The following is a 20,436-nucleotide window of genomic DNA, read 5'->3' on the forward strand; positions in this document are numbered from 1 at the left end:
GGCGGGGCTTCGCGTCGCGCTTAAACCGTGCGCCAGCCTCCGCGCATCCGCATCGTCCACCGCTCGCCGATACGCGCGAGCCAGTTCAGCGCGCGTTGGTCGCAGCGCGTGGGCACCGAAAACGCCACCTTCGCGTCGCTCGCGCCCTCGGCGCTGAGCCACAGCCGCTCGCCGCGGCGCAGATGCAGCGTATTGCCCGGTTGCAGCCAATAGTCCTCGGTGTCGTCGCTGCGGGTGACCCACACCGCGCCGCCGCGCACCGTCATCCTCGTGCTGCGCGCCACCTTTAACGGCAGCGTGTCGCCGGTGCCGATTTCATATGCAATGCTAGAGGAAATTTCTCGCATGATGCCCTCGCCAAAAATCGTTTCATGGCTAGAATCGTAGGTGCAGCAAGGGGTTAGGCAAAACGATCAATTTTCACCTCTATGTGAGAAATGTTTGAATGGACCTGCGCCAACTTCCCGCGTTGAACGCGATCAAGGCGTTCGAAGCCGCCGCCCGTCACGAAAGCTTTTCGCGCGCCGCCGACGAGTTGTTCGTCACGCACGGCGCCGTCAGCCATCAGATTCGCGCGCTCGAAGCCGAACTGGGCGTGTCGCTGTTCGCGCGCGACGGCAAGCGCGTGCGCCTCACCGAAACCGGCCGGCGCTACGCCGCGCAGGTGCGCGCCGCGCTATTGCAACTCGTCGACGCGACGCGCGCGATCCGTGCCGGCGACCGCGACCGCCGCCTCGTCGTCTCGATGCTGACGTCGTTCGCAGCGCGCTGGGTCACGCCGCGCATCGGCAGCTTTATCGAAGCCCATCCGCAGTGGGACCTCGAACTGCTGTCGACCAATGCGCTGACCGACTTCGCGCGCGATGACGTCGACGTCGCGATCCGCTTCGGCTTCGGCAAATATCCGGGGCTGCACGCGGAACTGCTGCTCGAGGAAATCTTCTTTCCAGCCTGCGCGCCGAACTTCAACGGCGGCAAGCTGCCGCAAACGCCGACCGACCTCGCCAAGGTGCCGCTGCTGCGCTCCGACGACGAACTGTGGCGCCCATGGTTCGACGCGGCCGGCCTCACCGACTGGCCAGAGCCGAAGCGCGGCGTGCTGTATCAGGATTCGTCAAATCTGTTGCAGGCGGCCGTCGACGGCCAGGGGGTCGCGCTCACGCGCCGCTCGCTCGCGATGCATGAAATCGCGGCCGGGCGGCTGGTACGGCTGTTCGATGTGGATGGGCCAAGCCCGTGGCAATACTATTTCATCTGCCAGCCGCAGATGCTTGAAACCGAGCGGGTCAAGGCGTTTCGCGACTGGGTGTTCGACGAGGTCGCGCGCTTCAGGGAGCTTTTCGATCTGGCCTGCACGGCGGGCCCGTTGGCGAGTGCGCGCCTCGCGGCGCAAGGGGCGACGGCGGACGCGTTGCGCGTCACACCGTGATCGGGACGTCCCGACGCTTCAGTCTCAGTTTTAGTTCTAGCGTTAAAGCACGACCTTGACCATCGGATGGCCGGTCAACGCGCGATAGATATCGTCCAGATGCGCGCGGCTCGTGGCGCGCACGGTAACGGTCAGCCCGGTGTAGGTGCCGCTGCTCGACGGGCGGGTTTCAACGCGGGCCGTGTCGAGCTCGCCGTCGAACTGCCGCACCACGTCGACGATCGTCGCGGCAAACTCCGGATGCGATTTGCCCATGATCTTGATTGGGAAATCGCAGGGAAACTCAAACAGTGAGTCGTTCTCGGGATTCATTCTCTTGCACTCCTTCTTCTGCCTCGCCGGCCTTGGCTCGCTGATACGCTGCATACAGCGCCGCAAACACCGCGCCCGGCTTGCCCGCGCCAACCGGCTCGTCGTCGAGCCGCGTGACCGGCAACACTTCCTTGGTGGCCGAGCTGACGATGATTTCGTCAGCCGCGCGCACTTCGGCCTCGGTAATCTCGCGCGCTTCGAAACGGACTCCGCATTCGGCCGTCAGCTCCTCGATCAGACCGTAGCGGATCCCTTCGAGAATCTTGTTGCTGCGCGGCGGCGCCGCGAGCACGCCGTTCTTCACAATCCAGACGTTCGATGACGACCCTTCGGTCAGCAGACCATCGCGGAACTGAATCGTCTCGAATGCATCGTTTTCGGCCGCGTATTGCGCCATCAGCACGTTACCGAGCAAGGACACCGACTTGATGTCGCAATTGAGCCAGCGGCGATCCTCGGCGCTCACACAACGCACGCCCCGCGCGCGTTGCGTCGCATCGGGCAGGTTCAGCGCGGTGACCATCACGAACACGGTCGGCTTCACGTTCGCCGGGAACGCGTGGGCGCGCTTCGCGACGCCGCGAGTGACTTGGATATACGCGATCGCATCCTGATCGGCACGCAAGCCGCCATCCGTCTCGTTGGCCTGCGCGACGCGCTCGATCAGTTCGCGCCAGCCGGCGTCGTCGAACGGATTGGCGATGCCGGTCTTGCCGACCGAGCGCGCGAGCCGCGCGAGATGCTGCGTGAGACGAAACGCGGTGCGCCGGCCGCTCGCATGCGCGTAAAGCGGCGCGACCTCGTAGATTCCGTCGCCGAAAATGAAGCCGCGATCCAGCACCGGCACGCGCGCCTCGGACAACGGCACCATCTCGCCGTTCAGATAGACGATCGGGTCCTGCGACACCTCGGAGACAGCGGTCATCGCGGTGCAGCCCTTACTTCTTCTTGTTGAACATCAGCATCAGCGAATCCCACACGCGGCCGACCACACCCGCCTGTTGGACCGGCTGCAGCGCGACCACCGGGAACTGCGCGAGCACCTTGCCGTCGGCGACGAGCTTCGCGGTGCCGACCTGCTGACCGTTCGCTAGCGGCGCGACGAGCGGATCGTTCAGTTCAATCTGCGGCTTGGCCTTGTCGCCCGCGCCCTTGGGCAGCGTCACGTACTGATCGCTCTTCACGCCGACCTGCACGCTGTCCGCCGTGCCCTTGTAGACGCGCGGCGTGGCCACCACCTGGTTCGCCTTGTACAGACGCGTGGTGTCGTACGCGGTATAGCCGTAGTTCAGCATCTTCAGGCTGTCCTGCACGCGGTCATGTTCCTTGGCTTCGCCCATCATCACAGAGACCAGACGGCGCGACGCGTCGGGCGTGCCCGGCAGCGGACGCTTCGCACTCGCGATCAGGCAGTAGCCGGCGGCTTGCGTGTGGCCGGTCTTCAAGCCATCGACGGTCGGGTCGATCCACAGCAGACGGTTGCGGTTCGGCTGCTTGATCTTGTTGTACGTGAATTCCTTGACCGAGAAGATGTTGTAGTAGTCCGGATAGTCGCGGATCAGACGCGCCGACAGCACCGCGAGATCGCCCGCCGTGGTGTAGTGCTGCGGGTCGGGCATGCCGTTCACATCGGCGAAATGCGTGTGCTTCATGCCGAGCTTCTGCGCTTCGGCGTTCATCATGTTGACGAACTGCGCCTCGCTGCCGCCGACCAGTTCGGCGAGCGCGATCGCCGCGTCGTTGCCCGACTGCACGATCATCCCGTACACGAGGTCATGCACGGTGACCGGCTTGTTCGCCTCGATGAACATGCGCGATTCGTCGTTTTTCACCCGGCGCACCGCTTCGCTCGGCTCGATGGTCTGATCCATCGTGATCTTCTTCGTTTGCAGCGCCTCGAACACCAGATAGGCGGTCATCAGCTTGGTGAGCGAAGCCGGCTCGACACGCTCATCGGGGTTGCCGGAAGCGAGCACCTGATTGCTGGTCGCGTCGACGAGCACCCACGAGCGTGCGCTCACGCCCGGCGGCGGCACCTGCGCAAACGCGCTCGTTGCAACGAGCGTGGCGGGCAGGACGATGCCAACGGTGATGACGCGATTGAGCGAGGCGGGAACGAAGGAAGCGACTGACGGGAGTGACGTGCGGCCAGAGAAGGAGAAACGCATAAGGTCGATTCGTGCGGAAAAATACATCGCGCGGCAACGCGCATAGTTGGGGGAGCCGGTCGGAGAGCATCTGGCCGTAAAACGGCACGGCGCCCGTTGGACTTCCGGCGGCGCAATCGGTTCGCAAGCGCAGCGCGTCGCACCCGGCCGCGCTGCAGGCAAAGCGGCTTCGCCGCGCGCGGACTATCGGATGAGCGGCGCTGCGCCCAAAAAAAGAGCGCTCATTATACGCGCGGCATCCGGCCGGATTCGCGTCAAAAGTGGCGTTTCGCACACGTTTGCGGATACCTGTGCCCCACGATAACGCGCGGGCTGCGCGTTTTTTATCGCCACGCGTCGACGATGATCCGCTTCAACACGTGAAGCTTGCGATGCAGAAAGTGTTCGGCGCCCGGAATCACGACGACTGGCAATTCCTGCGGCCGTGCCCAGTCGTACACGGATTGGATCGGAACGGTCTCGTCGAGCTCGCCGTGGATCACGAGCGTGTTCTCGGGCACAGGCGCGACTTCCCAGCGGCTTGCCGCGGTGCCGACGAATACCACGCGCTCGATTTCCCGTCCTTCGTCGCGCAGCGCCGCGGCGACGTGCGACAGCACGAAGGTGCCGAACGAAAAGCCCGCGAGCACCAGTGGCAGACTGCCGTAATCGCCGTCCATGCGCATGTGTTCGAGCACCGCGCGGAGGTCGTCGCGTTCGCCGATGCCTGCGTCATGCTCGCCCTCGGTCTGCCCGACGCCGCGGAAATTCGACCGATACGTCACGTAGTTCAACTGCACGAGCGTGCGCGCGAGCGTCTGCGCGACCTTGTTGTCCATCGTGCCGCCAAAGAGCGGATGCGGATGCGCGACCAGCGCGATGCCGCGCGGCGCGGCGCCGCTCTCGCGCACGCCGTCGGGCAGGTCGAGTGCGACCTCGATCTTGCCGACCGGGCCGTCGATCAGATATTTCTTCGTATTCGAATTCATGGAGATGCCTGTTGACCGGGCGGCAGTTCGCGCTCGACGGTTCGAGTCATTGATCGATCTTCAGACGCTCGACGATCTTGCCATTCGCAAGATGCGATTCGACGATCTCATCGATGTCGCTTTCGTCGACATACGTGTACCAGACGCCCTCCGGGTACACGACGAGCGTCGGGCCGAGTTCGCAGCGGTCGAGACAGCCCGCCTTGTTGATGCGCACCCGGCCGGGACCCGCAAGGCCAAGTTGCTTCACGCGCTTTTTCGCATGCTCCTGCATCGCCTGCGCGTTGCAGTTCGCGCAACTCGGACGCTCGGCGCCGGGGTCGCGCTGATTCAGGCAGAAGAAGACGTGGTGCTTGTAAAAGGAGTCCATGGTGTCGGGGGGAAAGACTGAAAGGAAGTGCAAGGGCGCCGTCAGCGCGTGGTGTACGTACAGCGCCTGTCGTGCGGACGATTATAGCGAGCAGGCTGTGCGGCCGCCGGCGGCGGTCGAACGCGTCGCACCTTCACTGGCGCGTCGCGAAGACCCTGCGCATGCGCGCGCCCCGGTACGCCTCGAACGCGCATGCCGCGTGCCCCGCTCATCACTGCGACGCGCGCCGCGCATCGGCTTCGCGTTCGCGTCACACCGGCTTCACCCGCCGCTTCAGCCACGCCCGTTCGACCGCAAACGCAAGCCACACTAGCGCCGCATACGGCCACATCCACGCGAGCCAGCGCGCAAGTCCGTTGAAATGCAGATAACGCCCTTGCCGCCAGTCGGCGAGCACCGCGTCGAAATACGGACTCACCGGCAGCAGATTGACGAATACCAGCGCGACCACGAGCGCCAGCCCAGCGAGCGCCGCGCGCACCCGCCGCCGCAGCGGCAGCGCGACGATTGCCGCGACAGTCCCGCACGCCAGCCCGACGAGCCCGCCGGGCGTCGCCCAGTCGAACGCGAGACCCGACTGCGATTGCAGGAATGTCGCGCCAGCCTTCACGCACAACGTGCCGACCACAAACAGCAGCAGCAGACGCACGCGCGGCGCGTGGCGGCGTGCCGGCAGCGACGCGAGCGCGAGCGCCGCGAACAGGTTCAGCGCGGTGATCACCGCTTCCCAAGCGTCGTCCGGCAGCCATGCGGCGGCCGCCGCCGGCCATGCGCCGACGTGCCATGCGGACGGCGTCCACGCGAGCAGCGCATCCTGCGACGCGGGATCGAAACGCAGCCACAGCGCGCGCGGCCAATTGCCGAGGCCGAACAGACGCGGCGCGGGATACATCGTCGCCAACGGCCACGCGGCGACGAGGCAGGCGAGCGCCGCGTGGCCGCGCTCGAACCACAACAGCCGCAGCCGCCGGAATAGACCGCGATCGAGCAGCGCGCCGGTCGCCGGCGACATCATCGCCGCGCCGAGCAGCGCGCCGAGCGTGTTGGCGGCGAGGTCGAGGTTGGACGCGACGCGCGTCGGCAGCCAGGTCTGCACCGCTTCCATCGTGCCGGACAGCAGCGCGCCCAGCACGAATGCCAGCGCGACCGCCGACGTACCGCGCCAGCGCGGATAGACCGCGATCACCACCAACGCGCCGAACGGCATATAGCCGAGCACGTTGGTCACGACGTCGAAGGCCGTCAGGTACTGCGGCATCGGATCGAACAGATAGGCGAACGGCGCGATGCCCAGCGAGCGCCAGCCGGAAAACGGATACCACGAGCCGTAGACGATCAGCGCCGTATAAAGCAGCAGCGCCTGACGGGCCAGCGCCGATGGCCGGCGCAGCCAGGGTCGCTCACTCATACAGCGCTCCGGTGCATGCGCCGCCGGGCCGTCATTGCGCGGCGGCCAGCGCCTGCGAGCCGAGCCACGTGCCGATCTGCGCGACGAGGTCGTCGCTGGCCGCGGCGAGCGCCTGCGCGCCGCCGGCCGCATCGGCCGAATGCGCGGGGGCGCGCGCGGTGAAGGTGTGCTGGGCGATCATCTTCGCATTCTGGATCAGCGTCGCGCGCGCGGTGATCGCGCCGTGGCTCTCGGTCTGGCTGTCGAACACCTGCTCGAACTGCGTCAAGTCGACCCGCAGCACCGGCGCGGCCACGCCGTCGGCGCCCGTCAGCACCGTGCCGCGCGCGCTCAACGCATTGCGAAGGCGCTGCGTGAGCAGTTGCGACGGCATCATCGTCCAGTGGCTGTTCGCGTACGCGGCGGTCTGCTGCGCGTCTGCATAGGTCAACCGATAAGTCAGCCGGTCCGATTCGAGCACGCTCGGCGCGCCCACATCGAGCACCTTGACGGCCGGCAGCGGCGCGGCCGCGGCGCTCTGCGGCGGCGGACCGAAGTCATAGCGGACGTCCGAGACCACCGCGGAGGTGCCCGCGCAACCCGCCGCCAGCACGCCGAACGCGAGCAGCGCCGCGAGCGCGGCGCGCGAGGACAACAGTCGGTGAATCGAGCGTGACATGAGCATCTTCCTCTGTGCTGGGCTGCGGATTTAGTGGCCTGCGGGGGCCGCCCGAGCGGCGGGGGACGCGGCCGGCCAACTGAAGCCGGTCTCGCCCGGACCCGGCGCAGCGCGCGGCGCGCCGAACAACACGCTGCGCGGATTGGTGCTGAACGTGTCGGCCGCGCGGTCGATGGACTGGGCCGCCGAGCGCACGTCCTCGCTCAGCGAATTCACCCTCGGCAGCGTTTCGTAGCTGACCCGCGCCGACAGATCCTGCAGCGACATATTCATCTGGGCCAGCGCATCGCCGGCCTGCTGCGCGGCCGTGCCGACCTTGTTCAGATTGCGCTCGAACGGGCCGTCCGGCCGATTGAGGCTCGTGATCATCCGGTTGGTCGACGCGAGCGTCCGGTTCAGCTGATCGACCGTGGCCGGCAACTTGCCCACGACCGGCGAGATCTGCTGGCTCAGCCCGGCAACCCCGGAAGCGGCTTGCTGGATGCTCGCCGCAGTGGCGTGCAACTGCGCGACCATTTCCGGCGACAGCATATCGTTCACGTTGTCGGTGACTTTTTCGAGCTTGCGCAACAGCACGTCGCCGCGTTGCTGCAACTGGTCGAGCAGGCCCGGGCGCATCGGCAGCTGGGCGACCTGCTGCGCCGACGACGGCAGCGGCGTCGTATCGCGGCCGGTATCGTCGAGCTGGATGAATGCGATGCCGGTCACGCCCTGCAAGCCGAGGCTGCCGAATGTCGAATGCGTGATCGGCGCATGCTCGTCGACCATGATGCGAATCAGGATCTGCCCGGGATGGCTCGGATCGAATTTGATCGACTGCACGCGGCCGACGTCGAGCCCGCGATAGCGCACCGATGCATCGGCGAACAGCCCCGTTACGTTGGTACGCGCGATCAGGTCGTACGGCACCCGCACCGTGCGGTCCACGTTGAACAGGAACGCGGCGAGCCCGACGGCCACCGTCAGCACGACCGTGAACAGCCCGGCCCAGAACGCGTGTGCTTTGTTTTCCATTGTCAGGTTTCCTGGTTCATGGCGCCCTGCTTCACAGCGAGATCTCGGACGAGGCCGGTTCGAGCGCCGCCTGCGGCAGCTTCGCGCGGCGCTCGGGCGGCAGCGCCTGCAGCGCGCGGCGCCCGCGCAAGCCGAGGAAATATTCGCGGATGAACGGATGATCGACGCCCGCCGCCTCCTCGACCGGCGCATTCACGAGCACCTTGCGATCGGCGAGCACGGCCACGCGCGTGGACAGCGCGACCATCGTATCGAGGTCGTGCGTCACCATCACAACGCTCAGGCCGAGCGCCCGATGCAGCCCGGAGATCAGTTCGACGAACTCGTCGGACGCCTGCGGGTCGAGCCCGGCGGTCGGTTCGTCGAGGAACAGCAGTTCGGGTTCGAGCGCGATCGCGCGCGCGATGCCAACCCGCTTGATCATCCCGCCCGACAACGCCGACGGCATCTTCGACGCATGCTTGCACGGCAGGCCGACCATTTCGAGCTTGAGCATCACGATGTCGCGCAGCAGGTCTTCGGGCACCTTGCCGAGCTCGCGCACCGGCTGCGCGACGTTGTCGAATACCGACAGCGACGAGAACAGCGCGCCGCGCTGGAACAGCATGCCCGAGCGGCTGCGCATCAGCAGCGCGGTTTCGGGGGAGATGGTCGCGAGGTCCTCGCCGAACAGTTTGATGGTGCCCGACGACGGCCGCTCGAGGCCGAGAATCTGCCGCACCAGCGTGGTCTTGCCCGAGCCCGAACCACCGACGATCGAGACGATCTCGCCGCGCCGCACGTCGAAGCTCAGATGCTGATGCACGATGTTGCGGCCGTAGCGCTTGGTGATGTCGATCACCTCGATCACCGGTTCCTCGATCGACGGCACGGGTTGGCCGCGCACGGCCTCGGTGAGCGGCGCGATCATCCGAGCCCCACGTTCTGGAAGAGGATCGCGAACACCGCGTCCGCGAGAATCACGATCGTGATCGAGGTCACCACCGAGGTCGTCGTGCCTTCGCCGAGACTCTGCGAGTTCGCCTTGATGCGGAAACCGAAATGACACCCGGCGATCGCGATCAGCATGCCGAACACCGCGCCCTTGCCCAGGCCGATCCACAGATTCGCGATCGGCACCACGCTCGGCAGTTGCCGCGCGAAGAAACTCATGTCGATGTTGAGCACGAGCTTCGCGGCCAGCGCGCCGCCGGTCAGCGCGATCGCGTTGGTCCACATCACCAGCAAAGGCATCGCGACGCCGAGCGCGATCACGCGCGGCAGGATCAGCCGCAGGCCGTGCGGGATGCCCATCACGCGCATCGCGTCGAGCTCTTCCGTCACGCGCATCACGCCGATCTGCGCGGTGATGGCCGAGCCCGAGCGGCCCGCGACCAGAATCGCCGACAGCACCGGCCCGAGTTCGCGAATCACCGCCAGCCCGAGAATATTGACGATGAACTGGTTCGCGCCAAACATCCGCAACTGCTGCGCGGACAGATAACTGAGCACGATCCCGATCAGAAATGCGACCAGCGCGGTGATCGGCAATGCGCGCGCACCCGCGTTGTAGACATTCGCGGAGATTTCGGTCCACGGCGTGATTTTGGGCTTGCGGATAACGGCGAGCAGATCGAGCACGACGCGCCCGAGCATCGCGACGCCACCGTACAGATGCTCGAAGAACGAGAAGATTGACAGCCCGAGTCGCGTGAAAGGATCGAAGCGCGGCACCGTTTCGGCGCTCTCGCGCACGCTGTCGAGCATCGCGATGCGATCGAAGATGTCGCGCTGGGTGTCGGTGAGCGCGGTGCCGGGCGGCATCTTGCGGCCCCACACGCGCCACAGCGCCTGGCCGCCGACGTGGTCCATCCGGTCGATGCGCGACAGGTCCCACTCGCCGATGCCCTGCGCGCCGGTCAGCGAACGCAGCAGCGGGATCACATGCCCGGTGTCGCGATCGCGCGCGAGCGCGAGCGCCGTCCACTGGCCCGAGAGACGGACGATCTTGCCTTGGCTGCCGGCCGCGACTTCAAGGCCGGGCGGAGTGTCGTAGTTCAAGGATCGCGTGGATCTGGTAATCGGATTAGCGGCCATTGTAACGAAGGCTCGGCCGATGGGCCGCACTCAAAACCCGAAGCCTCGGCGAGTTCGCTGTCGCTACAATAGGCGGCATGAACGCCTCCAAGCCTCCCCCCAGTTCGCCCGCGTCCCCCTCGGCCCCGCCCGCGGCCAGCTGGCGCATCGACCGCGAGCGCGCGGTCAAGCTGTTCGGCCCGCATGCGCATGACTGGCCGATCGAAATCGTCGACGAAACCGGCTCGACCAACGCCGACCTGATGACCCGTATGAAGGCGCTGCCGCGCAAAGCGAACGCGCTGCCGCGGCCGATCGTGCGGGTCGCGTATCTGCAGACCGCCGGGCGCGGCCGGCGCGGCCGTCCGTGGTATGCGGAGCCGGGCAATGCGCTGCTGTTTTCGGTTGCGTGCGTGCTGCCGCGACCGCTCGAAGGGCTCGCGGGGCTGAGCCTCGCGGTGGGCGTCGCGCTGGTCGATGGATTGCGCTCGCTGCCGGTCGCCGGGCCCGGACAGATCGCGCTGAAGTGGCCGAACGACGTGCTGCTCGAAGGCGACAAGCTCGCCGGCATCCTGATCGAAACCGCGTGGAGCACCGAGCGCGCGAGCGCGGTCGTGATCGGTATCGGCACCAACGTGAAGGGCGCTGACGAACTCGCGGCGAAGGTCGGCGCGCTGAATGCCGGCGTGCCGCCGCAGGCGCGCGGCACCGTGCCGACCGCGTTGCAGCGCGCGCTGCCGAACGCGAATCTGACCGATACGCTCGCCGCCGAGCTGAACGCATTGGAACCGGCGCTGCAGCGCTTCGGCGCCGACGGCTTCGCACCGTTCCAGTCACGCTGGAACGCGGTGCACGCGTATGCGGGCCGCGAGGTCGTGTTGATCGAGCAAGGCAACGAACTCGCGCGCGGCATCGCAGCGGGCGTCGACGAGCGCGGCCAGTTGCTACTCGATACGGCCGAAGGCCGCCAGAGCATTGCAACCGGCGACGTGTCGCTGCGCCTCGCCGACGGTGTCGCATGACGCAGCGCGCGCCTTATCTGCTGATCGACGCGGGTAACAGCCGGATCAAATGGGCGCTAGTGCAACCGGACGGCAAGCAGCTTGCGAACGGCGCGCTCGCGCACGATGAGGATGCGCAGTCTGGGTCGCGGCCGGCTTCACAGTCTGGTCCGCAGTCCGGTTCGCAGCCGGACTGGTCCGGTTGGCCGGCGCCGTGCGGCGCCTGGGTCTCGAACGTGGCGGGCACCGGCGTCGCGGCGCGCATCGCCGCGCTCGTCGACGCGCAGTGGCCGCAACTGCCGCTTACGACGATCCGCGCGAGCGCACGCCAATGCGGGGTCAGCAATTGCTACGCGGTGCCGGATTCGCTTGGCAGCGACCGCTGGGCGGGCATGATCGGCGCGCATGCGGCATTTCCCGGCGAACATCTGCTGCTGGCGACGTTCGGTACCGCGACGACACTCGAAGCGTTGCGCGCGGACGGCGCGTTTATCGGCGGGCTGATCGCGCCGGGCTGGACGCTGATGATGCGCTCGCTCGGCGAGCACACCGCGCAACTGCCGACGCTCGATGCCGCCCGCGCCCGTGGTCTGCTCGACGCCGGCGCTGCGGCGGGGGCTGCCGACCCGGACCGCCGCGGCCCGTTCTTCGCGGCCGATACGCCGCGTTCACTGTCGGCGGGCTGCACGCTCGCGCAGGCGGGACTGATCGAGCGGATGTGGCGCGATCTGCAGGACGAGTGGCGGGTGCCCGTGCGGCTCGTCGTCAGCGGCGGCGCCGTCGACGAGGTGGCGAGCGCGCTCAAAGTGCCGCATACTCGCCACGATTCGCTGGTGCTGTCGGGGCTTGCGCTGATTGCCGCCGACGATATCGCGCAACGCGGTGCGCGCGCGGGCGGCGGATGACTGTCCGCGGACGCGCGACACCGGTCCCGCCCCGCGGCGATAAACAGTGATGACGGGCCGTTTCGGGATCGATGATTCGAAGTGCATCCGACCAGGCCGATTTCGGCGCCGCAACTTCCGCACCTCGATCCCGTGTCAACCTGCTTCTGGATTGGAACAACCGCTAATGCTTCGCTGGCCGATCGCCATTCTGATTCTCGCCAACGTGCTCGCTTTTGCCGCGTTGCGCGGCGCGTTCAGCCCGGCGCCCAGCGCCGCCGGGCGCGACCCGGTCCGTCTAGGCCGCCAGATTCATCCGGATTGGCTGAAGGTGCGTCCGGTCAGCGCCGCCGACGCAGCCGATCAGGCGGTGGTCGGCGGACCGGCGCCGACAGCGCCGATTTCGACGTCAGTATTGCCGTAGTAGCGAAGTCGAGCAGCAGCCCGTCTGCGCCCACGACGGCAATCCCCGCTAACGATCACTCCTGCGTGCGCACCTTCTTCAACAGCGCGGTCGTCGAGCGATCGTGTTCGAACGCGATGGCGAGCGCCTTGCCGCCCCAGCCGCGCACGAGCGCCGACTCGGGCAATGCGTCCATGTCGTAGTCGCCGCCCTTCACGAGCACGTCCGGCCGCAGCGCCGCAATCAGCTCGACCGGACTTTTCTCACCGAAGCCGACTACGTAGTCGACGCTCTCGAGCGCCGCGAGCACGGCCATCCGGTCGGCCTCGGTGTTGATCGGCCGGTCGTCACCCTTGCCGAGCATGCGCACCGACGCGTCGCTGTTCACGCCGACGATCAGACAGGCGCCGAGCGCCTTCGCATCGGCGAGATAGCTCACGTGCCCTCGATGCAGGATATCGAATACCCCGTTCGTGAATACAACCGGAGCGTGCAGCGAAGGACGAAGCTTCACCAGATCATCGCGCGAAAGGATCTTGCGTTCAAAGATAGCGGCCATTGCACAGTTGCGGAAAAAAAGGAAAAGAGATTGCCGTCACGATACAAGGGCGGCGGTATCAAGCAAAATCAGCAAAGCCAAGCAAAACGGTCCGGCAAGCTCACGCCTGGCGGACCGTCTTTGATTTGTCATGAACCGTTGGAGCCCGGATTGCTGCAAGGCAGACATCATGGCCAACGCGCGAATCCGAATCACCGTGCCAACGTCGATTGCGATGCCAATGGCAATGTCAACGCGGCATTTGCACGATCATGCCGGCTGCTGCTGGGTCGGATTCTGATCGGAGGCCTGCAGGCGCGCGACCACTTCCTTGCGATAGCGGTTCAGCTCCTGCGCGGTGTTGAACGTGCGCTCGAACAGCAGCGACAGGTTGTGCAAAATGCGCTCGACGACCTTCTTTTCCCAGCCATCGTCGAAACGAATTTGTTCGTCGAGCCAGCGCTCGAGCCATTCCGGATCGGGCAGACGCGACTGAATCGTGTCGCGCGGGAACAGCGCCTGGTTCACGTGCAGGTTGGTGGGATGCAGCGGCTTTTCGGTGCGCCGCGCCGATGCCATCAGCACACCGATCTTCGCGAACGCGGCGCGCGCGATGTCGCCGGTTTGCACCATCGCCTTCTTCATGTAGCGAAGATATGCGCCGCCATGGCGTGCCTCGTCGCGCGAGATCGTTTCGTAGATGTGCTTGATGACCGGCTCGGTGTGCCATTCGGCCGCACGGCGGTACCAGTGATTGAGGCGAATTTCGCCGCAGAAGTGCAGCATCAGCGTTTCCAGCGGCGGCGCCGGGTCGAACTCGAAGCGCACCGCGTGCAGTTCGTCTTCGGTCGGGCACATTTCCGGCCTGAAACGGCGCAGGTATTCCATCAGCACCAGCGAGTGTTTCTGTTCTTCGAAGAACCACACGCTCATGAATGCGGAGAAATCGCTGTCGTGATGATTGTCACGCAGAAACATTTCGGTGGCGGGCAACGCCGACCATTCGGTGATCGCGTTCATCTTGATCGTCGCGGCCTGCTCGTCGGTCAAAAGCGATGCATCGAACTTGTCCCAGGGAATGTCTTTCTCCATGTCCCATCGAACGGATTCGAGCGATTTATAAAGTTCCGGATAAAGCATGGTGTTCATTGTCCCACCCCTGGTCTGCGCATACTGTGTGTCTGTTGCTGCTACGTGTAGCCGTTTTTACCTGCGACAAACGGACCTGCCGTTTATCGGCCAAGCATTGAATTTTACGCGTTAATCAACCGCCCAGATGCATCGGGCAGCAAAGAAGTCCGGGCGTTTGCACAGGTGCGCGAAGCGTGAATCAGGCGCTGCGCGGCCAACCATCGGTAAGGACACTCGATATGCCTGTTGCCTGAGGTCGAACCAGCCTGCGTTGAAACCGCCCAGCTCTGCACGGGAGTGCCGGCGGCAAATGACGCGAGGGCGGCGGGATGGTTATTTTCAGCACGCGCCCCAAAGTATGATGAAGCTTACACAATGATAGCACGCGGACCTGGCAGAATCTGCGTCGGAAACCGCGCAATCCCGCAGTGGGATTGACTTTTCGCAACAAAAACGCGCGATTCGCGCGGACAGTGCAGCGGTGCCGGAAATCGCTAGCGAAAGCGGGATGGCGAGATCAAAGTCCATGGCCATCCACGCTCTCTTGCGCTTCGCCGCGTGTCCGCGCGCCGATTTGCCCATGCATCTCGCATCCTTATCGTTTGCGCCAAGCTCGCTGCCACGTTATCGCTTGCGGCACCCTCGCTGCCACGGCCGGCTGATGCCACGCTGGGCACGGCGATGACCGCCGTGGCCAGCTTATCGCGTCACGGTTACGCTCAAGACGATTTTTTCGACCCCGCACTGCCCGAGCCCTCGCCGCCCGCACGTTTGGCCGAGCTCGACGCGCGCTTGGCGGCCGGCCGTTTGGCCGCGGGCTTCGCGTCGTCGGCGGCCGGATCCTGTGGGTCCGCTGCGTCCGGCGGTGCGGTCATGCCCTGCGTGCCGCCCCCCGCCGCGGCGACCGCGACACCCGGCTGCGTCATCGCGAACTGGGCGATCTGATTGAATTGCGATTGGAGCAAGTTCCACCACGCGGATGCGTCGAAGGACGGCGCGGCGGACGCGTCGTCTTCGTCGGCGCCGCCCGCAGCCCCGCCTTCACCGGCCGCCGGCGGCTCTGACGGCCTGGCCCAACTGGGCGCCGCCGCGGGCCCGGCCGCCGGGTTCGGCGCAGCCGCCGCCGGCTGCGCCATCGACGACTGCGCGAACGCGCCGAACGCGCGCAGCGTCGCGAGCGTCGCACGCTGAACTTCGAGCGCCTGGATCGCGGATTGCAGCATGCTCAGGTTCAGCTTCAGCCACTGCTCGACCGCGCGCATATCGGTGATGCGCTTGTCGAGCTCCTCGACGTTGGTGAGCGGCGCCATCATGTCGGACATCATCGACAGCGACGGGGCGGCGCCGCTACCCGGCTGCGCGCCGCCGAGCATCGAGCCGAACGGCGATAGCCGCATCATGCTCCACATGCGATCGAGCATTTCAGCGGGCGGAAAGCCGGGAAAGGGCGGCGCGGAGCCAGTCGTGTCGGTCATGGTTGTCGCCTCAGTGCGTGAAGAGATGCGGCGCGGCGCAGGCCGCGCGCGTTGATTCGATCATACCGTGCGCAACGCGGAACCAGGATCGTTCGTCGACTGCCGATCGACGGTGCGCGCGGCTCGTATCTCTAGCTGTCGCCGCGATCCGTGCCATCACGATCACGCGTCTGCCGCCACGGATCGCCGCCGCGAAAATCCGGCGCGCGCCGCTCGCGCAACGAACTCAATCCCTCGCGCACATCGGGCCCCGCAAACCCCATGAACTCGAGCGCAAGCGACGTATCGAACGCCGGTCCCGCCGTGCGTAGCCAATTGTTCAGCGCGTACTTGGTCCAACGGATCGCCGTTTGCGAGCCGTCGGCGAGCTTGCGCGCAACCTCGAACGCTTTCGGCAACAGCTCGGTTTCGTCGACTGCGAGCGACACGAGCCCGATGCGCTCGGCCTCCTCGCCGCTCACCGGCTCGCACAACATCAGGTAGTACTTCGCCTTCGCCATCCCGCACAACAGCGGCCAGACGATCGCCGCATGGTCGCCGGCGGCGACGCCGAGGCGCGTGTGTCCGTCGATGATGCGCGCCGTCTTCGCCGCGATCGAGATATCGGCGAGCAGACCGGCGACGAGCCCCGCGCCGACCGCTGGACCATGCATCGCCGACACGATCGGCTTGCCGCAATTGATCACGTTGTAGACGAGGTCGCGTGCCTCGCGCCAGACTCGCGCGCGCACGTCGAAATCGTTCGCCATGTCTTCGACCAGTTGCAGATCGCCGCCCGCCGAAAAGCCCTTGCCCTCACCGCGAATGATCGCGACGCGCGTTTCCGGATCCCGGTCGATGTCGCGCCAGATTTCGGCGAGTTCGTAGTGCATCCGCGCGTTCGCAGTGGCGAGCCCGCTTTTGTTCGCGCCCTCGCCGCTCATCACGACTTCGAGCACGCCATGCGGATGGCGCTGCAAGCGCAGCGACCGATAGTGCGCGTAGTACGTGTCATGCGTATTGCCGGCGTCGTCATGACTGTGCGGTGACTCGGACATGATGAACATTCTCCACAATGCTGTCTCAGGCGAATCGATGCGTCGCCGTCGTGGCTTCAGCGTGGCTGATAAACCCACTTCCCGTTGCTGATTTCAACCATCACGCGGGCGCGCTGATCGAGCCCGAGATGATCGGTCGCGCTCATATCGACCACGCCGTTGGTATCCGCGAGACCGCGCGTCGATTCGAGCGCGTCGCGCAGCGCGCGGCGAAATTGCGGCGTGCCCGGCGCGCCCGCCTTCAGCGCGATCGGGATCGCGTGATTGAGCAGCGCGCCCGCGTCCGACGTGTACGAGCCGAACGCCGACACGCTGCCCGGCCCGTGCTGCGCCTCGAAGCGTGCGATGTAATCGAGCGCAAGACGCTTCGCCGGATGATCGGCCGGCAACTGCGCGGCCACCAGCACCGGGCTCGCGGGCAGGAACGTACCGTTGCAATCGGCGCCGCACACGCGCAGGAAGTCGTTATTGCCGACGCCGTGATTGTGATAGATCACGCCCTTGTAGCCGCGCTCGCGCAGCGTTTTCGGCGGCAGTGCGGCGGGCGTGCCGGCCGCGCCGACCACCACGGCATCCGGATGGGTCGCGAGAATCTTCAGCACCTGGCCAGTCACGCTCGGATCGGTGCGATTGAAGCGCTCGCTCGCGACCACGTCGATGTGATGCAGTTGCGCGAATTTCGCGACCTCGGCATAGAAGGTCTCGCCGAGCGCGTCGGCCTGGCCGATGAAGGCCATCGTCTTGACGCCGTGCGTGCTCGCGTGTTCGGCGATCGCCGAGGCCATCATCGCGTCGGTCTGCGGTGTCTTGAAGACCCAGCGGCGTTTGGCGTCGACCGGCTCGATGATTTTCGCCGACGACGCGAGCGAGATCATCGGCGTTTCGCCCTCGGCGACGACGTCGATCATCGCGAGCGAATTCGGCGTAATCGAAGAACCGATGATCGCGTCGACACGATCTTCCGAAATCAGCTTCTTCGTGTCCTGCACCGCCTTGGTCGTGTCCGATGCATCGTCGAGCACGATGTAATCGACGCTTTGTCCACCGATCTGCCGGGGCAACAGCGCGACGGTCTCGCGCGCGGGAATGCCGAGCGACGCGGCCGGCCCTGTCAACGACAGCACGAGGCCGACCTTGACCTGCGCGAACGACGTCAACGGCAGCGCGCACGCGAGCGCCGCGCACAGCGTGGCGGCGCGGCGCGCGAAGCGCGTGAGCGGGCCGCGCGATGCGCCCGCGCTTACGTATAGATGCGCACTCGCGTTGAGATGCGGCGCACGTTTGCGCCGGTTTGCAGATTCAACGGATGTCAATCGCGGCATGTTGTCTCCTCTCGGTTTTTCGTTTTTGATCGACTGCCTGCGCGCGCCAGTCAGTGTAGCCGCGCCCCGGGGTCACGGCATCGGGCGAAACCCTTTCGCGTTCATTCGAGCGGCGCGATGCTCTGCTCGATCGCACCGAAAATCGACTTGCCCGCTTCGTCGAACATTTCGATCTTCACGGTGTCGCCGTACTTCATGAACTCGGTTTGCGGCGCGCCGTGTTCGATGGTTTCGAGGCAGCGTTTCTCGGCGATGCAGCAGTAGCCGCGGTTCGCGTCCTTGTTCGACACCGTGCCCGAACCGACGATCGAACCGGCGCGCAGGTTGCGCGTCTTCGCCGCATGCGCGATCAGTTGCCCGAAGTGGAACACCATGTCGGTGCCCGCGTCGGGCTGGCCGACTTTTCTGCCGTTCCAATGGACGATCATCGGTCGGTGCACACGGCCGTCTTCCCAGTGCTCGGCGAGCTCATCCGGCGTGACCGCCACTGGCGCGAACGACGTAGCCGGCTTGCTCTGGAAAAAGCCGAAGCCCTTCGCGAGTTCCGCGGGAATCAGATTGCGCAGCGACACGTCGTTGACCAGCGTGATGAGGCGCACGCCGCGCAGTGCCTGCTCGGGCGTCGCGCCCATCGGCACGTCGCTCGTGATGACCGCGACTTCCGCCTCGAAGTCGATGCCGAACGCTTCCGACGCGCACACCACGTCATCGCGTGGGCCGATGAAATCGTCGCTGCCGCCCTGGTACATCAGCGGGTCGGTCCAGAATTCGGGCGGCATTTCCGCGCCCCGAGCGCGCCGCACGAGTTCGACGTGGTTCACGTAGGACGAGCCGTCGGCCCACTGGAACGCGCGCGGCAGCGGCGCCATGCAGTGTTTCGCATCGAACGCGAAACTGTTGCGCGCGCGGCCCTGGTTGAGCGCATCGTAGAGATCGTGCAATTGCGGCGCGTAGAAAGCCCAGTCGTCGAGCACGCGCTGCAGCGTGGGCGCGATCGCGTCGGCGATCGCCGCGGTGTGCAGGTCACGGGACACGACGATCAGTTGACCGTCGCGCGTGCCGTCCTTCAGCGAGGCAAGTTTCATAGAGCTGTGAACCGTGGGTTAGTGACGATGGAAGGAATCTATTCTACGATGGTGAATCGGCGCGGCCCAGTGTGCGCGCCTCGCGTGCGGGTCGCGCGGTCGCCGCGGCGGCGCACGCAACGGTGCGCCGCCGCGCCGCGCACCGTATGTGAAGCCGATACACACTGCCATCGTTACCACTGCGACTGCTGTCATTACCGATTCCCGAATGCGCCGCCCGCGCCCTTTGCCCATGTCCGCCAATGCCCGCTCCGGCACATCCCGCCCTGTCACCGTCCACCTGTCCGCCGATGATTCGCGCGGCAGCGCCGATGCAGCCGATCCACTCGACGCCAGCGCCGATGACGAAGCCAGCGAGCCCGGCGAAGAGAAACTGCGCTCGGGCATCCAGTCGATCGAAGTCGGCTTCAGGCTGCTCGAGGTGCTCACCCACGAGCCGCGCGCAATGATGCTGCGCGACCTCGCGCAGCGCGCGGGCATGAGTCCGGCGAAGGCGCATCGCTATCTGGTGAGCTTTCTGCGCCTCGGCGTGGTCGCGCAGGACCCGCTGTCGGGTCGCTACGAACTCGGCGGCTTCGCGTTGCAGTTGGGGCTCGCGCGGCTTGCGCGCGTCGATGGCGTGACGCTGGCGCGCATCGCGCTCGCCGAATTGCACAACCGGCTCGATCTGACGCTGGGCATTGCGGTATGGGGCAACCAGGGGCCGACGATGGTGCACTGGATGGAGTCGAGCTATCCGGCCAAGGCATCGCTGAAACTCGGCGACGTGATGCCGCTTCTAAGTTCCGCCACAGGGCTGCTGTTTGCCGCTTACCTGCCGGCTGGCAAGATCGCCGCGATGCTCGAGCGCGAACTGGCCGACTCGCGCCGCGGGTCGTATAGCGGCGCGCCACGCACGCGCGCGGAAGTCGACCAGGTGCTCGCCAAGGTGCGCGAGCATCAGGCCGCGCGCGTCGAGGGCATGCTGCTTCCGACGATCCACGCGTTCTGCATGCCGGTGTTCGATTCGACCGGTGAACTCGCGCTCGGCATCGTCGCGTTGGGCCATGAAGGCGTGTTCGATATCCGCTGGGGTGGCGAGATCGATACGGCGCTGCGCGAATGCGCGCGCAAGCTGTCGTACGAGCTCGGCTATAGCGCGTCGCCGCGCAGCGAAAACGGTTGATCCCGCGCCGCAC

Annotated in this window: 22 protein-coding genes; 5 read left to right on the forward strand and 17 right to left on the reverse strand. The window is 66.1% G+C overall.

Annotated elements, in window-relative coordinates; all coding sequences use genetic code 11:
* Positions 1-20 precede the first annotated feature (20 nt).
* A complete protein-coding gene (locus VGH68_RS18275) occupies positions 21-347 on the reverse strand; it encodes a DUF2917 domain-containing protein (protein ID WP_331605075.1) in 327 nt (108 codons plus the stop codon).
* 98 nt (positions 348-445) lie between these two features.
* Here VGH68_RS18275 and VGH68_RS18280 point away from each other — a divergent pair, with 98 nt between their 5' ends.
* Complete coding sequence (locus tag VGH68_RS18280; RefSeq protein WP_331605076.1) at positions 446-1,429, forward strand: transcriptional regulator GcvA; 984 nt, start codon at positions 446-448, stop codon at positions 1,427-1,429.
* Between the two features lie 42 nt (positions 1,430-1,471).
* Here the strand turns inward: VGH68_RS18280 and VGH68_RS18285 are convergent, their stop codons facing one another.
* The 10 genes from VGH68_RS18285 to VGH68_RS18330 all read right to left on the reverse strand — a co-directional run bounded on the left by VGH68_RS18285 (position 1,472) and on the right by VGH68_RS18330 (position 10,367).
* A complete protein-coding gene (locus tag VGH68_RS18285) occupies positions 1,472-1,741 on the reverse strand; it encodes a DUF493 family protein (protein ID WP_331605077.1) in 270 nt (89 codons plus the stop codon).
* Positions 1,713-2,666: a D-amino acid aminotransferase gene (locus tag VGH68_RS18290; protein WP_331605078.1), complete on the reverse strand. Its 954-nt coding sequence runs from the start codon at positions 2,664-2,666 to the stop codon at positions 1,713-1,715. The genes VGH68_RS18285 and VGH68_RS18290 overlap by 29 nt, the downstream gene beginning before the upstream one ends.
* Before the next feature lie 13 nt (positions 2,667-2,679).
* A complete protein-coding gene (locus tag VGH68_RS18295) occupies positions 2,680-3,909 on the reverse strand; it encodes a D-alanyl-D-alanine carboxypeptidase family protein (protein ID WP_331605079.1) in 1,230 nt (409 codons plus the stop codon).
* A gap of 323 nt (positions 3,910-4,232) precedes the next feature.
* Positions 4,233-4,877 carry an alpha/beta hydrolase gene (locus VGH68_RS18300; RefSeq protein ID WP_331605080.1) on the reverse strand — a complete coding sequence of 215 codons (645 nt, stop codon included), beginning with the start codon at positions 4,875-4,877 and terminating at the stop codon, positions 4,233-4,235.
* Positions 4,878-4,923: 46 nt separating this feature from the next.
* Positions 4,924-5,247, reverse strand: a complete 324-nt coding sequence (locus VGH68_RS18305; protein WP_331605082.1) for a (2Fe-2S) ferredoxin domain-containing protein — start codon at positions 5,245-5,247, stop codon at positions 4,924-4,926.
* A gap of 250 nt (positions 5,248-5,497) precedes the next feature.
* Positions 5,498-6,655 carry a VanZ family protein gene (locus VGH68_RS18310; protein ID WP_331605083.1) on the reverse strand — a complete coding sequence of 386 codons (1,158 nt, stop codon included), beginning with the start codon at positions 6,653-6,655 and terminating at the stop codon, positions 5,498-5,500.
* 31 nt (positions 6,656-6,686) lie between these two features.
* Positions 6,687-7,313 carry an ABC-type transport auxiliary lipoprotein family protein gene (locus VGH68_RS18315; protein WP_331605084.1) on the reverse strand — a complete coding sequence of 209 codons (627 nt, stop codon included), beginning with the start codon at positions 7,311-7,313 and terminating at the stop codon, positions 6,687-6,689.
* Positions 7,314-7,343: 30 nt separating this feature from the next.
* Positions 7,344-8,327, reverse strand: a complete 984-nt coding sequence (locus VGH68_RS18320) for an MlaD family protein (RefSeq protein WP_331605085.1) — start codon at positions 8,325-8,327, stop codon at positions 7,344-7,346.
* Positions 8,328-8,358: 31 nt separating this feature from the next.
* On the reverse strand, positions 8,359-9,237 hold the full coding sequence (locus VGH68_RS18325) for an ABC transporter ATP-binding protein (RefSeq protein WP_331605086.1): 879 nt from the start codon (positions 9,235-9,237) through the stop codon (positions 8,359-8,361).
* Positions 9,234-10,367, reverse strand: coding sequence for an ABC transporter permease (locus VGH68_RS18330; protein WP_331605087.1), 1,134 nt, complete (start codon positions 10,365-10,367; stop codon positions 9,234-9,236). The genes VGH68_RS18325 and VGH68_RS18330 overlap by 4 nt, the downstream gene beginning before the upstream one ends.
* A 113-nt stretch (positions 10,368-10,480) precedes the next feature.
* On the opposite strand from VGH68_RS18330, the gene VGH68_RS18335 reads away from it, so the two are divergent.
* From VGH68_RS18335 to VGH68_RS18345, 3 genes are all read left to right on the forward strand, one after another.
* On the forward strand, positions 10,481-11,404 hold the full coding sequence (locus VGH68_RS18335) for a biotin--[acetyl-CoA-carboxylase] ligase (RefSeq protein WP_331605088.1): 924 nt from the start codon (positions 10,481-10,483) through the stop codon (positions 11,402-11,404).
* Positions 11,401-12,288, forward strand: a complete 888-nt coding sequence (locus tag VGH68_RS18340; protein ID WP_331605089.1) for a type III pantothenate kinase — start codon at positions 11,401-11,403, stop codon at positions 12,286-12,288. The genes VGH68_RS18335 and VGH68_RS18340 overlap by 4 nt, the downstream gene beginning before the upstream one ends.
* Positions 12,289-12,454: 166 nt before the next feature.
* Positions 12,455-12,691, forward strand: a complete 237-nt coding sequence (locus tag VGH68_RS18345) for a hypothetical protein (protein ID WP_331605090.1) — start codon at positions 12,455-12,457, stop codon at positions 12,689-12,691.
* 55 nt (positions 12,692-12,746) lie between these two features.
* Here VGH68_RS18345 and rfaE2 read toward each other — a convergent pair whose 3' ends face one another.
* The 6 genes from rfaE2 to VGH68_RS18375 form a co-directional block, all read right to left on the reverse strand.
* Positions 12,747-13,229 (reverse strand): D-glycero-beta-D-manno-heptose 1-phosphate adenylyltransferase, encoded by a 483-nt coding sequence (rfaE2, locus tag VGH68_RS18350; protein ID WP_331605091.1) that lies wholly within the window; start codon positions 13,227-13,229, stop codon positions 12,747-12,749.
* A gap of 249 nt (positions 13,230-13,478) precedes the next feature.
* Positions 13,479-14,357, reverse strand: coding sequence for a ferritin-like domain-containing protein (locus VGH68_RS18355; protein WP_331605092.1), 879 nt, complete (start codon positions 14,355-14,357; stop codon positions 13,479-13,481).
* A 701-nt stretch (positions 14,358-15,058) separates the two neighbouring features.
* Positions 15,059-15,814, reverse strand: a complete 756-nt coding sequence (locus VGH68_RS18360; RefSeq protein ID WP_331605093.1) for a PhaM family polyhydroxyalkanoate granule multifunctional regulatory protein — start codon at positions 15,812-15,814, stop codon at positions 15,059-15,061.
* Positions 15,815-15,945: 131 nt separating this feature from the next.
* Complete coding sequence (locus VGH68_RS18365) at positions 15,946-16,851, reverse strand: enoyl-CoA hydratase/isomerase family protein (RefSeq protein ID WP_331605094.1); 906 nt, start codon at positions 16,849-16,851, stop codon at positions 15,946-15,948.
* A gap of 56 nt (positions 16,852-16,907) precedes the next feature.
* Complete coding sequence (locus VGH68_RS18370; RefSeq protein WP_331605095.1) at positions 16,908-18,173, reverse strand: ABC transporter substrate-binding protein; 1,266 nt, start codon at positions 18,171-18,173, stop codon at positions 16,908-16,910.
* A 101-nt stretch (positions 18,174-18,274) separates the two neighbouring features.
* Positions 18,275-19,258, reverse strand: a complete 984-nt coding sequence (locus VGH68_RS18375; protein ID WP_331605096.1) for a fumarylacetoacetate hydrolase family protein — start codon at positions 19,256-19,258, stop codon at positions 18,275-18,277.
* Between the two features lie 232 nt (positions 19,259-19,490).
* On the opposite strand from VGH68_RS18375, the gene VGH68_RS18380 reads away from it, so the two are divergent.
* Positions 19,491-20,423 (forward strand): IclR family transcriptional regulator, encoded by a 933-nt coding sequence (locus VGH68_RS18380; RefSeq protein WP_331605097.1) that lies wholly within the window; start codon positions 19,491-19,493, stop codon positions 20,421-20,423.
* The last annotated feature ends 13 nt before the right edge of the window (positions 20,424-20,436 follow it).

This window comes from Paraburkholderia sp. (genome assembly GCF_036488505.1).
Lineage (GTDB): Bacteria > Pseudomonadota > Gammaproteobacteria > Burkholderiales > Burkholderiaceae > Paraburkholderia.

Excerpts from the sequence above, each read along its gene's own strand:
- VGH68_RS18355 (WP_331605092.1), bottom strand. The coding sequence starts at position 14,357 with ATGAACACCATGCTTTATCCGGAACTTTATAAATCGCTCGAATCCGTT.
- VGH68_RS18335 (WP_331605088.1), top strand. The coding sequence starts at position 10,481 with ATGAACGCCTCCAAGCCTCCCCCCAGTTCGCCCGCGTCCCCCTCGGCC.
- VGH68_RS18380 (WP_331605097.1), top strand. The coding sequence starts at position 19,491 with ATGTCCGCCAATGCCCGCTCCGGCACATCCCGCCCTGTCACCGTCCAC.
- VGH68_RS18300 (WP_331605080.1), bottom strand. The coding sequence starts at position 4,877 with ATGAATTCGAATACGAAGAAATATCTGATCGACGGCCCGGTCGGCAAG.
- VGH68_RS18325 (WP_331605086.1), bottom strand. The coding sequence starts at position 9,237 with ATGATCGCGCCGCTCACCGAGGCCGTGCGCGGCCAACCCGTGCCGTCG.
- VGH68_RS18370 (WP_331605095.1), bottom strand. The coding sequence starts at position 18,173 with ATGCCGCGATTGACATCCGTTGAATCTGCAAACCGGCGCAAACGTGCG.
- VGH68_RS18365 (WP_331605094.1), bottom strand. The coding sequence starts at position 16,851 with ATGTCCGAGTCACCGCACAGTCATGACGACGCCGGCAATACGCATGAC.
- rfaE2 (WP_331605091.1), bottom strand. The coding sequence starts at position 13,229 with ATGGCCGCTATCTTTGAACGCAAGATCCTTTCGCGCGATGATCTGGTG.
- VGH68_RS18295 (WP_331605079.1), bottom strand. The coding sequence starts at position 3,909 with ATGCGTTTCTCCTTCTCTGGCCGCACGTCACTCCCGTCAGTCGCTTCC.
- VGH68_RS18310 (WP_331605083.1), bottom strand. The coding sequence starts at position 6,655 with ATGAGTGAGCGACCCTGGCTGCGCCGGCCATCGGCGCTGGCCCGTCAG.
- VGH68_RS18280 (WP_331605076.1), top strand. The coding sequence starts at position 446 with ATGGACCTGCGCCAACTTCCCGCGTTGAACGCGATCAAGGCGTTCGAA.
- VGH68_RS18360 (WP_331605093.1), bottom strand. The coding sequence starts at position 15,814 with ATGACCGACACGACTGGCTCCGCGCCGCCCTTTCCCGGCTTTCCGCCC.
- VGH68_RS18305 (WP_331605082.1), bottom strand. The coding sequence starts at position 5,247 with ATGGACTCCTTTTACAAGCACCACGTCTTCTTCTGCCTGAATCAGCGC.
- VGH68_RS18290 (WP_331605078.1), bottom strand. The coding sequence starts at position 2,666 with ATGACCGCTGTCTCCGAGGTGTCGCAGGACCCGATCGTCTATCTGAAC.
- VGH68_RS18375 (WP_331605096.1), bottom strand. The coding sequence starts at position 19,258 with ATGAAACTTGCCTCGCTGAAGGACGGCACGCGCGACGGTCAACTGATC.
- VGH68_RS18340 (WP_331605089.1), top strand. The coding sequence starts at position 11,401 with ATGACGCAGCGCGCGCCTTATCTGCTGATCGACGCGGGTAACAGCCGG.
- VGH68_RS18275 (WP_331605075.1), bottom strand. The coding sequence starts at position 347 with ATGCGAGAAATTTCCTCTAGCATTGCATATGAAATCGGCACCGGCGAC.
- VGH68_RS18315 (WP_331605084.1), bottom strand. The coding sequence starts at position 7,313 with ATGTCACGCTCGATTCACCGACTGTTGTCCTCGCGCGCCGCGCTCGCG.
- VGH68_RS18345 (WP_331605090.1), top strand. The coding sequence starts at position 12,455 with ATGCTTCGCTGGCCGATCGCCATTCTGATTCTCGCCAACGTGCTCGCT.
- VGH68_RS18285 (WP_331605077.1), bottom strand. The coding sequence starts at position 1,741 with ATGAATCCCGAGAACGACTCACTGTTTGAGTTTCCCTGCGATTTCCCA.
- VGH68_RS18320 (WP_331605085.1), bottom strand. The coding sequence starts at position 8,327 with ATGGAAAACAAAGCACACGCGTTCTGGGCCGGGCTGTTCACGGTCGTG.